The organism is Variovorax sp. OAS795, from assembly GCF_040546685.1.
Lineage (GTDB): Bacteria > Pseudomonadota > Gammaproteobacteria > Burkholderiales > Burkholderiaceae_C > Variovorax.
In genome coordinates, this window is sequence record NZ_JBEPOH010000001.1 from 1,183,445 (window position 1) to 1,199,894 (window position 16,450).

Below are 16,450 nucleotides of genomic sequence, written 5' to 3' on the forward strand. Positions count from 1 at the left end.
CAGTTGATCGAACATCCTTGAAAACTGTATTGGCCTGACTTTCGACACAGAAGCCCGACACCGATGCTGACACGAACCTCCACCCAGTCGCTCACAGGGCAATTGGCCGACCGGCTGGCCGAGCGCATCCGCACGCGCCTGTTGCCGCCCGGCGCACGCCTGCCCTCGGTGCGTGAATGCGCGCGCCAGCAGGGCGTGAGCCCGTACACGGTGGTGGCGGCCTACGACCAGTTGCTGGCGCAGGGCCTGGTCGAAGCACGCCGGCAGCGCGGGTTCTACGTGCGCGATTCGGCGCCCGCGCAGGAGGGCCGCCCGGCGAGCGCGGCGCCCATGGTCGCGCAGATGATGGCCTCGCGGGTGCCGGCCGATGCGAGCTCGCTGATCCGCAGCATGTTCCACCGGCCGAGCGACAAGCCGCAGCCGGGCATGGGCGTGTTTCCGCCCGACTGGATGTCGTCGACCTTCATGCCGACCGCGGTGCGCCGGGTGACCAGCACGGCCGCGCTGCAGGAGCTGTCGCTGCAGTACGGCGAACCCGCCGGCGATGCCGCCCTGCGGCGCAGCCTCTCGAACAAGCTCATGGGCATCAACGTGCCCGCCTCACCCGACCAGATCGTGACCACCGTGGGCGCCACGCATGCGCTGGACATCGTGAGCCGCACGCTGCTGCGCGCGGGCGATCCGGTGATGGTCGAGGAGCCCGGCTGGGCGCTGGAGTTTGCACGGCTCGAGGCGCTGGGCATGCGCATCCTGCCGGTGCCGCGCCGTGCCGACGGACCCGACCTGGAGGTGATGGCGCAATACTGCGCGCTGCACAGCCCCAAGCTCTTCGTGAGCGTGAGCGTGCTGCACAACCCGACGGGCTACAGCCTCACGCCCGGCAGCGCCCACCGCGTGCTGAAGCTGGCCAATGCCCATGACTTCCACATCGTCGAGGACGACACCTACAGCCACCTGGCGCCCGAGCATGCCACGCGGCTCAGCGCGCTCGACGGGCTGCAGCGCACCATCTATGTGAGCGGTTTCGCCAAGATCCTGGCGCCCAACTGGCGCATCGGTTTTCTGGCCGCATCGCCGGAACTCAAGGAGCGGCTGCTCGAGACCAAGCTCCTGGCCACGCTCACCACGCCCACGCTGTTCGAGCGGGCGCTTTCATGGTGCATCGACCAGGGCCAGTTGCGCCGGCACGCCGAGCGCATCCGCATCCGGCTCGACGGCGCCCGGGGCCGCGCGGTGAAGCTCGCCATGGCCCACGACTGCACCTTCGCGTCGGAACCGGCGGGGTTGTTCGGCTGGGTCGACACGGGCGCGGACACCGATGCGCTCACGCAGCGCATGCTCGACCAGGGCTACCTGCTGGCGCCGGGTTCGCTGTTCCATGCGCGGCGGCCGCCGAGCACGCTGATGCGCATCAACTTCGCGACCTCGCAGGACGCGGCATTCTGGAAAGTGTTCAGCAAGGTCCGCGCGGAGCTTTGACGGGCTTTGCCCTTGCGCGGCGTGGGCGTTCGAAGGTCCAAAAGCGGGGTACGTTGGAGTAAGCTGGCATCACAAGAAAACCCAACCGGAGACCGCCGAATGAGCAATGCCAGCCAACCCTTCGACTTCAGTCAATTCGTCCCCGGATTCGATTTTCTGAAGAACCTTGCCGCCGGTGCCGCCGGTGGTTCGGGCACGGCGGCCGTGCCCGGGTTGCCGAGCCTCGCGAGCTGGGTGGCACCCACGATGAGTGTCGAAGAAGTGGACAAGCGCATCCAGGAACTCAAGACGGTGCAGTACTGGCTCGAACAGAACGGCCATGCGCTCAAGGCCACCATCCAGGCGCTCGAGGTGCAAAAGATGACACTTTCGACCTTGCGCGGCATGAACGTGCGGATGGAAGATATCGCCAACGCATTCACCAAGCAGGCAGCCGCCGTGGCGCCTGCTGCGGCGCCCGCGCCTTTCGCACCGGCGGCCGCTGCACCGGCCGAGCCGGCGCCCGAAACCGAACCGGAAGAAGAAGCTGCGGCGCCCGCGACGAAGGCGCGCAGCAAGCCGGGCTCGTCCGCCGGCGCTTCCGAAGCCGGCAACGGCAAGGTCATCGACCCGATGCAATGGTGGGGATCGCTCACCGAGCAGTTCCAGCAGATCGCCAGCTCGGCGCTGCAGGATGCGGCCCAGCTCAAGGTGCCGGCCATGGCCCAGCCACTGGCCGATGCGGTAGACAAGGCCATGGGCAAGCCGTCGGCTTCCAGGCCCGCGGCCAAGAAGGCGGCAGCAACGCCCGCCGCAAAAAAGAAGGCACCGGCAACGGCAGCGCGCAAGCGAACGACCGGCCGGCGCTGACCTCGTACGCGACACATTGGAAGAAATCGGGTTGGCACGCATCATGAAGTTGTTTCCTTCCGGCCATGCCACCCATCCGCAATGGCGCATGGCCGCCGGCCTCGTGCTGGCCCAGCTGCGGGCGCAGATGGCGCTGCCCGACTACGCGTCGTCGCCCACGCTCGGGCTGCTCTACATCACCGACCACTATGCGTCGGACGCGCAGGAGATCCTCGACCATCTCAGCGCCGAGCTCCCCGAGGTCACCGACTGGTCGGGCACGGTCGGCATCGGCGTGTCGGCCAACAATGCCGAATATTTCGACGAGCCGGGCCTCAGCCTCATGCTCTGCGCGCTGCCGAGCGACCAGTACCGCGTGTTCTCCGGCGTGGCCCCGCTCGGCAATTCCGAGATGAGCGGTTTCGAGGCCCACACGGCGCTGGTGCATGCGGATCCGGCCACACCCGACCTGACCGAACTGATCGGCGAGATGGCGGGCCGCACCGACACCGGCTATCTGTTCGGCGGCCTGTCGTCGGGACGCGCGGGGGCGCTGCAGTTTGCCGTGGGCGGCAACGGCAACATCCGCGGACACGGCGCGGCGGGCGGCGTGTTCTCGGGCGGCTTGTCGGGCGTGGTGTTCGGCGAAGGCGTGCGGCTGGTGTCGCGCGTCACGCAGGGCTGCCAGCCGCTGCGCTCGGCGGGCGGACGCGAGCGCGAGATCACCGAGGCCGACGGCAACCTGCTGCTCAAGCTCGATGGCCAGCCTGCGCTCGACGTGCTGCTGGCCGACCTGCAGGTCTCGCTCGAGCGGCCGCAGGAAGCCATCGACGCCGTGCGCGCCACGCTGGTGGGCCTGGCCGATGCGGGCAGCGACGGCATCCGCCGCACCGGCGACCTGGGCGCCGACGTGCTGGTGCGCCACATCATCGGCCTGGACCCCACGCGCCGCGGCATCGCCATTGCCGACGTGGCCGAAGCCGGCATGCGCCTGACCTTCTGCCGCCGCAATGCGCAGGCCGCGCGCGCCGACCTGATGCGCATCTGCGCCGAAATCCGCGAAGAACTGGAACCCGAGGAGCAGACGCTGGCCACCGCGCGCGCAGTCGCGGCCGGAGAGGCCGAAGCCGCGCCGCATCCGGCGCGCCGCATCGCGGGCGCGGTGTACGTCAGCTGCTCCGGCCGCGGCGGGCCGCACTTCGGCGCCCCCGGCGCCGAACTGCAGATCGTGCGGCATGCGCTGGGCGACGTGCCGCTGGTCGGTTTCTTTGCCGCGGGCGAGATCGCGCGCCATCACCTGTATGGCTATACGGGGGTGCTGACGGTGTTCACCGCCAAGGACTGACGGGCGGAAAAACGACAGGGTTCCGACGCAGGGTGTTCGCTCGCGGCGTCGGCCGATAGAATCCACTCGCTTTCTTGAATCTCTGCTGCTGCAAGAAGGAGTGATCTGCGCGTTCCAGGACGTGCGGTCGATCTCTTTCGCCTTGCCATATCACATGGGCGAGGCCGGAAACCCCCCGGTTTCCCAATGGAACAGCAGCATGAGCAGCAATCAATTTCCGAGACTCCAGCGCGCCTTTTCGCGTGCCGGCATCGCTGTCGACTATCGCGACGGCGTCTATCACCTGCACAACGAGGCGGCGCAAGCCACGGTGCTTCTTCCGCAAAGTCTTCCGCTGGAAGTAAAGGCGGTGAACCAATTGCTCGCCTTTGCCAGCGTCCGCTCGCCCGACGGCGAAAAGGGCGTATGCAAGGCGTGCGCGACGCCGGATTTCCATCCTGGCTCGGTGGCGCCAGTGGGAAGCGTCGTCGCCACCGACCCCGACTTCGTGATCCCCGCCGCGGTGGGTACCGATATCAACTGCGGCATGCGGCTGCTGACCACCGGCCTCACGCTGGACCAGGTGGCGCCGCGCAAGACGCAACTCATCGACCGCCTCACCCGCAGCCTGCTCGACAACGGGCGCGACGTGCCGGTGCACACGGCTGCCTTCAAGGCGCTGTTCGATGCGGGCCCGGCCGCCTTCCTCGATGCGGTCCACGGCGCGGGCCTGTGGGCGTCCGTCGACCGCGACCGGCTGCAGGCGGAGATCGGCGGCTGCATCGGCCTTGCGAGCTTTGGCGGCAGCGCGCGGCATGCGCCGGAAGCCTACGTCGGCACGCGCCACGAAGTTTTTCGGGATCCCTGCCTCGGCACGCCGGGCGGCGGCAACCACTTCGTGGAACTGCAGGTCGTCGATCAGGTGATGGACCGGCATGCGGCCTACCGCGCCGGCCTGAAGACCGACGAGGTGGTCGTGATGATTCACAGCGGCTCGCGGGACATCGGCTTTCACGTCGGCGGCCGCTGGATGGACCGCGCGAAGGCGGAGTGGCCGCAAGGACTGCGCCATCCGCGCAGCGGCCTGTACGGACTTTCCGGCCCGCTGGCGCAGGAGTACCTGGAGGCGATGGGCGTGGCTGCGCGCTATGCGTGGGCCAACCGTGTCGTGCTGGCCGAACTGGTGCGCAAGGACTTCGCGGAACTGCTCGGGGCGACCGCATCGAAACTGGTAGTCGACGTGCCGCATAACGTGGTGCTGCCCGAGCACGGGATGAACATCCACCGCAAGGGCGCAACGCCGGCGCACGACGGAGACCTGGCGTTGATTCCCGGCTCGATGGGCGATCACTCGTTTCTCGCGACAGGGCTGGGCCATGAAGACTGGCTGTGGTCATGCAGCCATGGCGCGGGCCGCCGGATGCGGCGCCAGGAGGTGCGTGCACTGCGCGGCACCATGAACCTGCAGGAGAGCGCCGACTGGCAATGCGTGACCCTGCGCGAGGAGCGCAGGATCGAGGAGGCGCCGCAAGCCTACAAGCCCATCGGCGCCGTGATCGACGCGCAGGAAAGCGCGGGCCTGATCCGGTGCGCCGTGCGGCTCAAGCCATGGGTCACGTTCAAGGCGTGAGCGTCAACCCAACGCGGGTTGCGCGAGCTGCGGCACGCGCGCGGGCATGCCCGTGAACGCGAAATCCACCTCGGGCGCGAGCCCGCTCACGATGCGCGCGATCGACTTGCCCGAACCACAGGCATGCGTCCAGCCCAGCGTGCCGTGGCCGGTGTTCAGGTACAAGTTCGGCAGCTTCGTCTTGCCGATGAGGGGCACGTTGCTTGGCGTCGCGGGGCGAAGGCCGGTCCAGAACTGGGCCTGCGTGGTGTCGCCGGCACCCGGGAAGAGTTCTTCGACGCGCCGCACGATGGCCTCGCAGCGTACGCGGTTCAGGTCCCGGTCGTAGCCGTTGAACTCCGCGGTGCCTGCAATGCGCAGGCGGTCGCCTGCTTCGCCGCCGGCCGAGGTGTAGCGCGAGAACACGAGCTTGAACTCGTCGTCGGTGAGCGAGACCTGGTGGGCCTTGGAGGCATCTTTCACCGGCAGCGTCACGGAGTAGCCCTTGGCCGGGTAGATCGGCAGGCGGATGCCCAGCGGGGCTGCAAGCAGAGGGCTGAGCGAACCCATCGCCATCACGAAGGCGTCGCCGCGGATGCGCTGGAAGCGGCCTTCGCTGTCGGTGGCCTCCACGTGATCGATGGTGCCGCCGGCCTCTCGCAGCGCTGTGATGGTGTGGCTCATCAGGAATTTCACGCCGGCCTCGGCAGCACGCTGGGCGAGTTCGCGCGCAAAGCGGTTCGCGTCGCCGGATTCGTCCTCCGCGGTGTATGTCGCCCCGGCCAGCTTCGGGCGGATGTGGGCGAGGGCGGGCTCGATCTTCACTGCCTCGTCGGCCGAGATGACCTGGCGTTCGCAGCCCAGCGCGCGCATCTGCTCGGCAGGCGCCAGGGCACCGTCGAACTCTTTTTGCGTCGTATAGAAGTGCAGGATGCCCTGGGTGCGCTGGTCGTAGTCCAGCCCGGTGTCGCGGCGCAGTTGCTGCAGCACGTCGCGGCTGTAGGTGCCCAAGCGAACGATCTGCTCGATGTTGTGCCGGGTGCGCGCCGGCGTGCATTCGCGTAAGAATTGCAGGCCCCAGAGCCACTGGCGCATGTCGGCGCGAATGCGAAAGAGCAGCGGCGCGTCTTCCCGGCCGAGCCATTGCAGCACCTTGAGCGGCGCGCTGGGGTTGGCCCAGGGCTCGGCATGGCTCACCGAGATCTGCCCGCCGTTGGCGAAGCTGGTTTCGGCCGCCGGCGTGGCTTGCCGGTCGACCACGGTCACTTCATGGCCGAGTTGCTGCAGGTAGTAGGCCGAAGTCACGCCGAGCAGGCCGGCGCCAAGAACGATCACACGCATTTCAAGTACCTTTTAGGATTGGCGCTTGAACGGCGGAGTCGGAGTGCTACTGATTCAATAGCAAGCAACCGGACGACGCCGTCCAAGTTGCCGCTCCCCCTGTCCTTGGTACCTGAGAGATTCACCCGCTGCGCCCGCAGCGGGTTTGCTCCTTCGGTGCATCACGCAAGGTGATGGCTCTCCAGACGGCGTATCAGTTGATGCAGTACAGGCCTTTGCCGAAATTGTGGAATTTCGCTGGGCCGACCTGAGCGTTTATGGGAGTTTGCGCCTTCGGTGGAGTAGCACAAAAGTGCCACCCGCTCTCCTGCAGTACGTGCATTGTAGGCCCAAGCGCCAAGGTGTTCACTCTCGAACTTGACCGTTCAGACCGATGGGATAATCGCCGGTTGATTCGCCTCGCGGCGATTGTTCGACAACTTCGGGGGACTCATGATCCTGGTAACCGGCGGCGCCGGCTTCATCGGCGCCAATTTCGTACTTGACTGGCTTGCGCAAAGCGACGAGCCAGTCGTGAATCTCGACAAACTCACCTACGCCGGCAACCTGGAAACGCTCGCCTCGCTCAAAGGCGATGCGCGACATATCTTCGTGCAGGGCGACATCGGCGACAGCGCACTGATCGACCGCCTGCTGGCTGAGCACAAGCCACGCGCCATCGTGAACTTTGCCGCGGAATCGCACGTCGACCGCTCGATCCACGGTCCCGAAGATTTCGTCCAGACCAACGTGCTCGGCACCTTCCGGCTGCTCGAGTCCGTGCGCGGCCACTGGAGCGCGCTGCCCGCCGACCAGAAGGCCGCGTTCCGCTTCCTCCACGTGTCGACCGACGAGGTCTACGGTTCGCTCTCCAAGACCGACCCGGCCTTTACCGAAGAGAACAAGTACGAGCCCAACAGTCCCTACTCGGCCAGCAAGGCCGCCAGCGACCACCTCGTGCGCGCCTGGCACCACACCTATGGCCTGCCGGTGGTCACGACCAACTGCTCCAACAACTACGGGCCGTTCCACTTCCCCGAAAAACTCATCCCGCTGATGATCGTCAACGCGCTGGCCGGCAAGCCGCTGCCTGTGTACGGCGACGGCATGCAGGTGCGCGACTGGCTTTACGTGAAAGACCATTGCAGCGCCATCCGCCGCGTGCTCGAAGCCGGCAAGCTCGGGGAGACGTACAACGTCGGCGGCTGGAACGAGAAGCCCAACATCGAGATCGTCAACACCGTGTGCGCCTTGCTCGACGAACTGCGCCCCAGGGCCGATGGCAAGCCCTACAAGGCGCAGATCAGCTACGTCACCGACCGCCCGGGCCACGACCGCCGCTACGCCATCGATGCGCGCAAGCTCGAACGCGAACTCGGCTGGAAGCCCGCCGAAACCTTCGACAGCGGCATCCGCAAGACGGTCGAGTGGTACCTTGCCAACGGCGACTGGGTGCGCAACGTGCAAAGCGGCGCCTACCGCGAATGGGTCGAGAAGCAATACGACGCCGCACCCGCGGGCAAGGCCGCGGCATGAAATTGCTGCTGCTGGGCAAGGGCGGACAGGTGGGCTGGGAGCTACAGCGCAGCCTCGCGCCGCTGGGTGAACTGGTGGCGCTCGATTTCGACAGCACCGACCTGCACGCCGACTTCAGCCGCCCCGAGCAATTGGCCGAGACGGTGCGCAAGGTCCGCCCCGACGTCATCGTCAATGCCGCAGCGCATACCGCCGTCGACAAGGCCGAAAGCGAGCCCGAGTTCGCGCGCAAGCTCAACGCCACGTCGCCAGGTGTCGTCGCCGAGGCCGCCCGGCAGATCGGCGCGCTGATGGTGCACTACTCCACCGACTACGTCTTCGACGGCAGCGGCAGCAAGCCCTGGCAAGAAGACGACGCCACCGGCCCGCTCAGCGTGTACGGCCGAACCAAGCTCGAAGGCGAGCAACTGGTGGCCGCAAACTGCCCTAGGCACCTGATCTTCCGCACCAGCTGGGTGTATGCCGCCCGCGGCGGCAACTTTGCGAAGACCATGCTGCGCATCGCCCGCGAGCGCGATCGGCTGACCGTCATCGACGACCAGTTCGGCGCGCCGACCGGCGCCGAACTGCTGGCCGACGTCACGGCCCACGCCATCCGCGCCACGCTGCAAGACCCCGCCAAGGCCGGGCTCTACCACGCGGTGGCCGGCGGCGAGACCACCTGGTGCGGCTACGCGCGGTTCGTGCTCGAGCAGGCCCGCCTGGCCGGTGTCGAACTCAAGGCCGGCCCTGCGGAGGTCGACGCCGTGCCCACCAGCGCCTTTCCGACGCCCGCCACCCGCCCCGCCAACTCGCGCCTGGACACGCGCAAGCTCCAAGCTGCCTTCGGCCTGGTGTTGCCCCATTGGCAGCAGGGCGTGGCCCGCATGCTGCGCGAAACCCTTTGACCGCAAGCCGCCAAACAAGCACAAGAGACACACAACAATGACGACCAAGACCACGCAACGCAAGGGCATCATCCTGGCCGGCGGCTCGGGCACGCGCCTGCATCCCGCCACGCTCGCGCTCAGCAAGCAGCTGCTGCCGGTGTACGACAAGCCGATGATCTACTACCCGCTCAGCACGCTGATGCTCGGCGGCATGCGCGACATCCTGATCATCAGCACGCCGCAGGACACGCCGCGCTTCCAGCAGCTGCTGGGCGACGGCAGCCAGTGGGGCATCAACCTGCAGTATGCGGTGCAGCCGAGCCCCGATGGCCTGGCGCAGGCCTTCATCATCGGCGACAAGTTCGTCGGAAACTCCCCGAGCGCGCTGGTGCTGGGTGACAACATCTTCTATGGCCACGACTTCGCCCATCTTCTGGGCGATGCCGATTCCAAGACTTCGGGTGCCACTGTGTTCGCCTACCATGTGCACGACCCGGAGCGCTACGGCGTGGTGGCCTTCGACGCCAAGGGCAAGGCCAGCAGCATCGAGGAAAAGCCCCTGCAGCCCAAGAGCAGCTACGCAGTTACGGGACTCTACTTCTACGACAACCAGGTGGTCGACATTGCCAAGGCCGTGAAGCCCAGCGCGCGCGGCGAACTGGAAATCACCGCGGTCAACCAGGCCTACCTCGACCTGGATCAACTGAACGTGCAGATCATGCAGCGGGGCTACGCCTGGCTGGACACCGGCACGCATGAGAGCCTGCTGGAAGCGGGACAGTTCATCGCCACGCTGGAGCACCGGCAGGGCCTGAAGATCGCGTGCCCCGAAGAAATTGCATGGCGCAATGGATTCATCGATCGCGAGCAACTCGCAAGGCTTGCCGCTCCGCTGCAGAAGAACGGCTACGGCAAGTACCTGAACCACTTGCTGGCCGAGGAAGTACGCTCATGAAGGCAACGCCCACCGCGATTCCTGATGTGCTCGTCATCGAGCCGAAGGTCTTCGGCGATGCGCGCGGTTTTTTCTACGAGAGCTTCAACGGCAAGGCCTTCGACGAGGCCGTGGGCCGGCACGTCGAGTTTGTCCAGGACAACCATTCGCGGTCGGTGAAGGGCGTTCTGCGGGGCCTGCACTACCAGGTGCAGCAGCCGCAAGGAAAGCTGGTGCGGGCGGTGCGCGGCTCGGTGTTCGACGTGGCAGTCGACATTCGCAGGTCGTCGTCCACCTTTGGTAAATGGGTCGGCATCGAATTGACCGAAGAAAATCACAAGCAGCTCTGGGTCCCCCCTGGATTCGCCCACGCGTTTCTCGTGCTCAGCGAAACGGCGGACTTTCTTTACAAGACGACCGATTACTACGCGCCGGCGCACGAACGATGCATTGCATGGAACGACGCGGCCATTAACATCGAGTGGCCTGAGATCGGAATGATCCCCGTGCTGTCCGCGAAAGACCAGGCTGGGGTTTCGTTGAACAAGGCCGACACGTTTGAATGAAGGCCCGCCGACGCCCGTCTTGTGTGAAATGGGACGGTCGCTTGACGTCCAATCTGAGGAACTGAATGCTAGTTGAAGGGGTGGAAGAGAGTCCCGAAACGCCAATGACAAACATCGGCGCAATGCGCCAACCGGTCAGTGGCGTCGTCATTGCATACAACAGGGTCGACCTGATAGGTACCTGCCTCCGGGCCCTGTCATTTGTCGACGAACTCCTGGTCATCGACAAATCTTCGACCGACGGCACCGCAGAACTCGCGGCGCGGTTTGCAGATCGCGTGATCGTCGTGCCATGGTCGCCCGTGGTCGAGGAAACCCGGGCATTCGCAGTCGCAGCTTGCAAGCATGAATGGATCGTCTGCATGGACGATGACGAATGCCTGAGCGTCGAAGCCGTGCGGTTCATCGAACGCGAACTGACATCTCCTCGGGCGTCTGTCTACTTGCTGCCACAGCGGCACTACATCATCGGACAGCATGATGAGCGCGCGTACTACTGGCCCGAGTACCAACCGAGGTTCTTCTCGAAAAGCGCGGTCACGCTCCTCAAGACAGTGCATGGCGGCATGAAATACGAAGAGTCTGCTGCCTATGTCGTTCCGTACGAAGACGGGACTTGCATCCATCACTTGTCCCACAAGAATGTCGAGCAGTGGATCGAAAAGGCCAATCGCTATACCTCGAGGCCAGATCGTGTGCGGGCGCCGCACGCTGGCAACGATGTCGTGGCGTTCGCCCAAGAGACTATAAATCGCTATGTCTCGGTCACAAAGTCAAGCGAGCCGGGCAGCTATCCACGCGCCGTTGCCGTGCTGCGCGCGTTGTACGACATCATCGATCGCCTAAAGACGTGGGAAGAAGAGGAAGGCATCAATGGCGACGAGGCATTTCAGGAAATCTGCCGTCACCTTGATGCCGCATATGCGCGCGAGCTCCCCCGCCGACAGGTCGGCACACCGCAGATAGATAGTTCGCGGCTGGCGCCATCGGCCGAGCCACTCTCGAAGACTCCCGAACGAAGTGCAGCCACGAGTGACGCCCGCTCGCTGGAAGTCTTGCGCGGGGCCATCGATGCCTTGCGAGACTCGCTGCGCCATGTGCGCGCAACGGCCGAGCTCGAGCGGGCGAGCGCTGGCGCGGCGCTTTCGCATGAGCGCCAGTTGCTTGCAGAATGCCGAGATCGATTGACCAAACAGGAAGACAGCCTGAGCGACCTGCGTGAGCAACTCGCGGTGCGGGAATCCAGCTTGGTGGAATTGGGCGAGCAGCTTGCGGCCAGTGAAGCCAGTCTGGAGGAAATGGGAGAGCAGCTCGCGGCTCGGGAAGCCAGTCTGGTCGGCATGCGCGAGCAGCTCGCGGCGCAGGAGGCCGAGCAAAAGGTGTTGACGCTCGCCAGTGTCGCTCAACTTGAAGCGCGGATCCAAACAACGCTCGCGGATCTCCAGCATGCGCGCAGCGAGTTACACGTCCAGCGCGATCAATCCATCGTACTAAGGCAGCAAGTTGCCGCGGCGCAAGCGGAAGCGGATCAGCTGAGGGCCTCCGCTGCAGGCGCCCACCAGCAACTGCATGCAGTCTATTCTTCCGTCAGTTGGCGTCTCACTGGCCCGATGCGCAGCGTTGCGTCTCGGCATCCGGAAGCAGTGGCCAAGTTGCGTGGATTTCTCAGACGCCACCCCAAGCTCAGGCGCGCTGCGGTGGGGACCGCCAAAGCCGGATGGGGCCTCCTGAAACCGCGCCCCGTACCAGCGCAAACACAAACACAAGCACAAGCAATAGCAGATGCGCCAGGGGACACCGAACGGTCGTACGCTTTGGTTTCCAATACGAAGGTCAACACGAGGCTCACCATGCGGCGCATCGATTCAGCGCCGTCGCGTGCGACCAGTCAGCCTGCGGCATCCATCCGACGCGTGCTGTGCGTCGGACACGTAATGCCTTACCCGCCTCGTGCGGGGAACGAATATCGGATACACCAGCTTCTGACCTGGTTGTCGAATGCAGGCTTCAGTCCCCTGGTTGTGATTTGCCCGCTTCCGCATGAGAGGCCCTCCGATCAGCAGATCGCAATGGCCGCGTCGATTTATCCCAACTTCATGGTGTGCGAGCACGACGGCACGGTGCACCACAATCTCTCCGAGGATTCGGGACTTGTCGAGATGTTGGATGGTGAAGTTGTTAGCGACTTTGCCGAGCCGCTCGGCGAGCATGTTCCCCAAAACGGCCGTGAGCGCGACCTGCTTGCCACCATGCGCACTTTCTGCCCCGATGTGCTGGTCGAACTGCTGCTGAAGATCGATTCTGGTTGGAAGCCGGACCTTTTGTTGGCCGAGTATGTGTTCATGTCGCGTGCGTTTGCCGCAATGCGTCCCGAACTTCCGAAGATCATCGACACCATCGATGTCTTTTCGACCAAGGCGAGCAAGGTCGAGCAATACGGTGTCACAGACGGGCTCGCCATGAGCGAGGCGGAGGAAGCGGTATTGTTGAATCGTGCGCAGTTGCTGATCGGAATTCAGCCGGACGAATGCCGGGATCTCGCACGACTCGCTCCTGAGCGCCGTATCGTCAATGTGGGCGTAGATTTCCATATCAATGTGGAGGCGAATGCGGGTTCTGCCGCGCCCGTTGTCCTGCTGGTCGCCTCCAACAATCCAATGAATGCAAAGGGTGCGCGCGACTTTTTGCGTTTTTCATGGCCCCTCATTCGCAAGGAGCGGCCTGATGCCGAACTTCACGTCGTCGGTGATGTAGGGCTGTCGATTGCCCTCGTACCCGAGGGCGTCAAGGTACTCGGAAGGCTTGAAGACCTGAACGCCGCATATGCAGGCGCCGCGGTCGTCATCAACCCGACGGTGGCCGGGACCGGGCTCAAGATCAAGACAGTCGAGGCCATCTGCCAACTGCGGCCGGTGGTCACGTTTCCCGCTGGCGTGGACGGAGTCGGCGCGGCGGCAAAGCCGCTGCTTCATGTCGCTTCAGACTGGTTCGACTTCGCGTGCCATGTGGTGCGTGTTCTCTCGGATCGCCCGGACTTGGCCGAATTGACGGGATTGCGCACCGCTCTTGCACGCGAGTTTTCGCCTGAAGTTGTATATGCGGAGCTTGCCAGTGCACTTGATGAACTCTGAATCGATGACCCGCACCGACTCGTCCGCCGCCGATTCGTTGGCTGTGGGACCCTATGACCTTCTGGTCGACATGTCTGCCTGTGCGTTCGACCCCGCAATGCTCGACCAGCATGTTGCCAAACTGCTGAAGTACTGTGGTTTCTCCGATATCGTGGATCGACTCAGCATCGTGACACCACCAGGGATCGAGGTTCAGTCCCGGCCAGGTTGGGGCGGCGTGTTGCGCGGCAGTGCGGAGGGGGCGACATTGTTCGACCTTGCGGTCGAGGACGCTGCCATGCGCCGCAAGGCACTGATGGTTGTCATCGGTCCGCTGCTCCCGTCCAACGAAGTGCTCCTGCATCTTTGGCATGCCGTTCACTCCGATCCCTTGCTGGGCGTCGCTCAGCCGCGCTTCGCCGACGCGCGCACCGACCGCATCTGTCCGCTCCCGTTTTCGGGCGAGTCGTCGAGCACAGTGTTCACTTCAAGAAGGGCGCTGGCCGAGCTGCCGGAGGTTGCGATCACGGCGGAAATGCTGTCGTCCTGCCTTCTGCTGCGGCGCGAAGTCGTCGCTGCCCTGGGGCCGTCAAAGCCTTTCCAGAGTTTGACCGGTGCACTGGCCCTGGGGCTTTGCCGGGCAAGACGCAAGGGCTATCGAAATGCGGTGGCCAACAGGGCGGTCGTGGTGCTGCCCGCGGGCGGCAGTGAAGAGACACAGCCGCAGGCCTACCTGAAACTTGAACCGGCCGACCGTGAGACGCTTCTGGGCTTGTACCCTGACCATGCGCGTGCAGATGCCGAGAATGATCGCCGGGTGGACCGACGGCTCGAGCAACTGCTGACTGCAGCGCATCCCCCGTCCCGCGAGCCAAGGCGTCTGTTGCTCGATTTTCGCGGCATGTCTGCCATGCACAACGGCACGTCGCAGGTGATGCTGGGTTTGCTCGAAGGGCTTTCCTCCGTCAAACCCGCGTCTTGGGAGGTTGTCGTCCAGAGCCGGCCAGAGGCTGCGGAGTTTCACGGATTGGCACAGTGCTATCCGAACTTCGTCCATGAGCACGGCGATGTCGCAGGAGCATATGCGGCGGCTCTGGTGCCCAATCAGCCATGGGTTCTGGAAACCGTAGCGGAACTGCATCGCCATGCGCTGGTCAACATCTTCAACATCCTCGACACCATCGCTTGGGATGTGCTGTACGCGGTGAATCTGCGCGTGGAAGGAACCTGGCGCTTCATTGCTGCCCACGCGGACGGACTTGCCTACATTTCTTCCTTCAGCCGCGAGCGGTTTCAGCCCAGGTTTCCGGTCAAATCCTGCGTGCAGGAGAGAGTCATTCACCTGAGCCTCGATGGGGATGACCACGCCGATCCTGCCGCCCGGCAACATGCGCCGCTGGACCACGTGCTGCTGTTCGGCAACGGCTATGACCACAAGGATCTGGTGCCGACATTGCAGGTTCTGTCCGATGCCTTCCCGATGCAGAAATTCATGGTTCTTGGCGCCGCCTCTTGCGCGCTGCCAAGAGTCGAGTACGTGCCAAGCGGACAGGTGTCCAGCGACGAGGTTCACAGGCTGATCGCGACGTCCAAGGCGGTGGTGTTTCCATCGCACTATGAAGGATTCGGATTGCCCGTGGTGGAGAGCCTTGCGTACGGCCGTCCCGTCCTGGTTCGCAAGTCTGCGCTGTGGGACGAGATTGCCGCTCATTCACGCCTTCCCGGCCGGATGATCGAATTCGACGATACCGTGTCATTGGTCGAAGGACTCGGGCGGTTGCTGGCGGGGTTGCCGGTCCCCCATTTGCCCAGCGCCACTGCGCTCGCCGACGAAGCGCAATCCCCCAATTGGTGCAGCTATGCGACCCACTTGATCGATTTTGTCGAAGAATGCCTGCGCCGTGTCGATCTCGCGCGCTGGACGGAGCGAGAACATACCTTGACGTGGATGAATCTATGACCCGAAAACTGCGGATCGCCACGCTCATGTCGCGCCACGGCACCGCCAAGTATCAATCCGCGGTTGCCGACCTCCAGGCACTGTTCGATCGGCGACTTCCCGGTATCGAACACACATTCATCGTCGTCGACAATGCGCTGCCTGAATCCCACGAAGAGCGCCTGAATGGGGGCGTGACGCTGATCGGTGGCTCCAATGCGGCCTGGGAATTCTCGGCATGGGACAGCGCCGTCGCTTACCTTGGCGCTCGCCTCGAGGATTTCGATTTCGTGCACCTGGCGACTTCCGCGTTCAAGCAGTTGTATGTCGATTACCTGGACCGATTCAGCGAGCGGCTGCTGAACCTCATGCTGGGTCGTGGCGTGGCTTTGGGCCATGTCGACTTCTACAACGAATCGGTGTCGTTGCTGGGCGTGGGATCTCAATCGTGGCTTCGGACATCGTTCGTCTTTCTTCCGCCCGCCGAGATCAGGCTTTTGAAGTCATTCGTGAGCGTTACGCGCAAGGAGGCTTTTTTCTCGGGAGATCCCGCAGCGCCGTTTCTCAAGGAGGCGCCGATCTCGGCCGGGTACCGGAGCAATATCATTGGTTGGCTGACCGGAGATGGCACCGAGCAGGGCGTTGAATGGCACTCCCGCTTCAAGCTCGACTCGACGACGTTGCCCTTCTTCGAAAGCAAGGTGCTCGCGATTCTCAACGAGCAGATGCTCAGCAATCGGCTGAGAGCGCAAGGGTGCGCCGTGGTCGATGCCACTTGGGCGGCCACCGTGGCCGAAGCGCTCGAACACCGTGGTGAGCCATTCGCCATTCCCTGCTGGCAGGAACAATTGGTGGCACGCGACAGCGTGGCGGCGCCAGCGAGCATTCAGGTGTAGCTGGACGAAGGCTTCCTTAAAATTCTGGGGCTCCCGTCGG

12 protein-coding genes and 2 riboswitches are annotated in these 16,450 nt (G+C 64.4%); of the genes, 11 read left to right on the top strand and 1 reads right to left on the bottom strand.

Annotated features, from left to right (window positions below):
- The first annotated feature begins 63 nt into the window (after positions 1-63).
- The 4 genes from ABID97_RS05635 (at position 64) to ABID97_RS05650 (ending at position 5,261) form a co-directional block, all read left to right on the top strand.
- Entirely contained in the window at positions 64-1,479 is a 1,416-nt protein-coding gene (locus ABID97_RS05635) for an aminotransferase-like domain-containing protein (protein WP_354397555.1), read from the top strand.
- 99 nt (positions 1,480-1,578) lie between these two features.
- On the top strand, positions 1,579-2,328 hold the full coding sequence (locus ABID97_RS05640; protein WP_354397556.1) for a PhaM family polyhydroxyalkanoate granule multifunctional regulatory protein: 750 nt from the start codon (positions 1,579-1,581) through the stop codon (positions 2,326-2,328).
- Positions 2,329-2,371: 43 nt separating this feature from the next.
- Positions 2,372-3,652 carry an FIST signal transduction protein gene (locus tag ABID97_RS05645; protein ID WP_354397557.1) on the top strand — a complete coding sequence of 427 codons (1,281 nt, stop codon included), beginning with the start codon at positions 2,372-2,374 and terminating at the stop codon, positions 3,650-3,652.
- A gap of 199 nt (positions 3,653-3,851) precedes the next feature.
- The gene (locus ABID97_RS05650; protein ID WP_354397558.1) at positions 3,852-5,261 is read left to right on the top strand and encodes an RtcB family protein; all 1,410 of its coding nucleotides are present in this window, start codon (positions 3,852-3,854) and stop codon (positions 5,259-5,261) included.
- Positions 5,262-5,264: 3 nt separating this feature from the next.
- On the opposite strand, the gene ABID97_RS05655 is transcribed toward ABID97_RS05650, so the two are convergent.
- Entirely contained in the window at positions 5,265-6,581 is a 1,317-nt protein-coding gene (locus ABID97_RS05655) for a D-amino acid dehydrogenase (protein ID WP_354397559.1), read from the bottom strand.
- A gap of 89 nt (positions 6,582-6,670) precedes the next feature.
- Positions 6,671-6,776, bottom strand: a riboswitch (glycine riboswitch).
- Positions 6,777-6,808: 32 nt separating this feature from the next.
- Positions 6,809-6,901: riboswitch (glycine riboswitch) on the bottom strand.
- Between the two features lie 112 nt (positions 6,902-7,013).
- On the opposite strand from ABID97_RS05655, the gene rfbB reads away from it, so the two are divergent.
- The 7 genes from rfbB (at position 7,014) to ABID97_RS05690 (ending at position 16,410) form a co-directional block, all read left to right on the top strand.
- The gene (rfbB, locus tag ABID97_RS05660) at positions 7,014-8,096 is read left to right on the top strand and encodes a dTDP-glucose 4,6-dehydratase (protein WP_354397560.1); all 1,083 of its coding nucleotides are present in this window, start codon (positions 7,014-7,016) and stop codon (positions 8,094-8,096) included.
- The gene (gene rfbD, locus ABID97_RS05665) at positions 8,093-8,983 is read left to right on the top strand and encodes a dTDP-4-dehydrorhamnose reductase (RefSeq protein ID WP_354397561.1); all 891 of its coding nucleotides are present in this window, start codon (positions 8,093-8,095) and stop codon (positions 8,981-8,983) included. The genes rfbB and rfbD overlap by 4 nt, the downstream gene beginning before the upstream one ends.
- A 37-nt stretch (positions 8,984-9,020) precedes the next feature.
- Positions 9,021-9,920 (top strand): glucose-1-phosphate thymidylyltransferase RfbA, encoded by a 900-nt coding sequence (gene rfbA / locus ABID97_RS05670; RefSeq protein WP_354397562.1) that lies wholly within the window; start codon positions 9,021-9,023, stop codon positions 9,918-9,920.
- On the top strand, positions 9,917-10,465 hold the full coding sequence (rfbC, locus tag ABID97_RS05675; RefSeq protein WP_354397563.1) for a dTDP-4-dehydrorhamnose 3,5-epimerase: 549 nt from the start codon (positions 9,917-9,919) through the stop codon (positions 10,463-10,465). The genes rfbA and rfbC overlap by 4 nt, the downstream gene beginning before the upstream one ends.
- 104 nt (positions 10,466-10,569) lie before the next feature.
- Positions 10,570-13,596: a glycosyltransferase gene (locus ABID97_RS05680; protein ID WP_354397564.1), complete on the top strand. Its 3,027-nt coding sequence runs from the start codon at positions 10,570-10,572 to the stop codon at positions 13,594-13,596.
- 4 nt (positions 13,597-13,600) lie between these two features.
- Positions 13,601-15,535, top strand: coding sequence for a glycosyltransferase (locus ABID97_RS05685; protein ID WP_354397565.1), 1,935 nt, complete (start codon positions 13,601-13,603; stop codon positions 15,533-15,535).
- The gene (locus ABID97_RS05690) at positions 15,532-16,410 is read left to right on the top strand and encodes a hypothetical protein (RefSeq protein ID WP_354397566.1); all 879 of its coding nucleotides are present in this window, start codon (positions 15,532-15,534) and stop codon (positions 16,408-16,410) included. The genes ABID97_RS05685 and ABID97_RS05690 overlap by 4 nt, the downstream gene beginning before the upstream one ends.
- Positions 16,411-16,450: the final 40 nt, after the last annotated feature.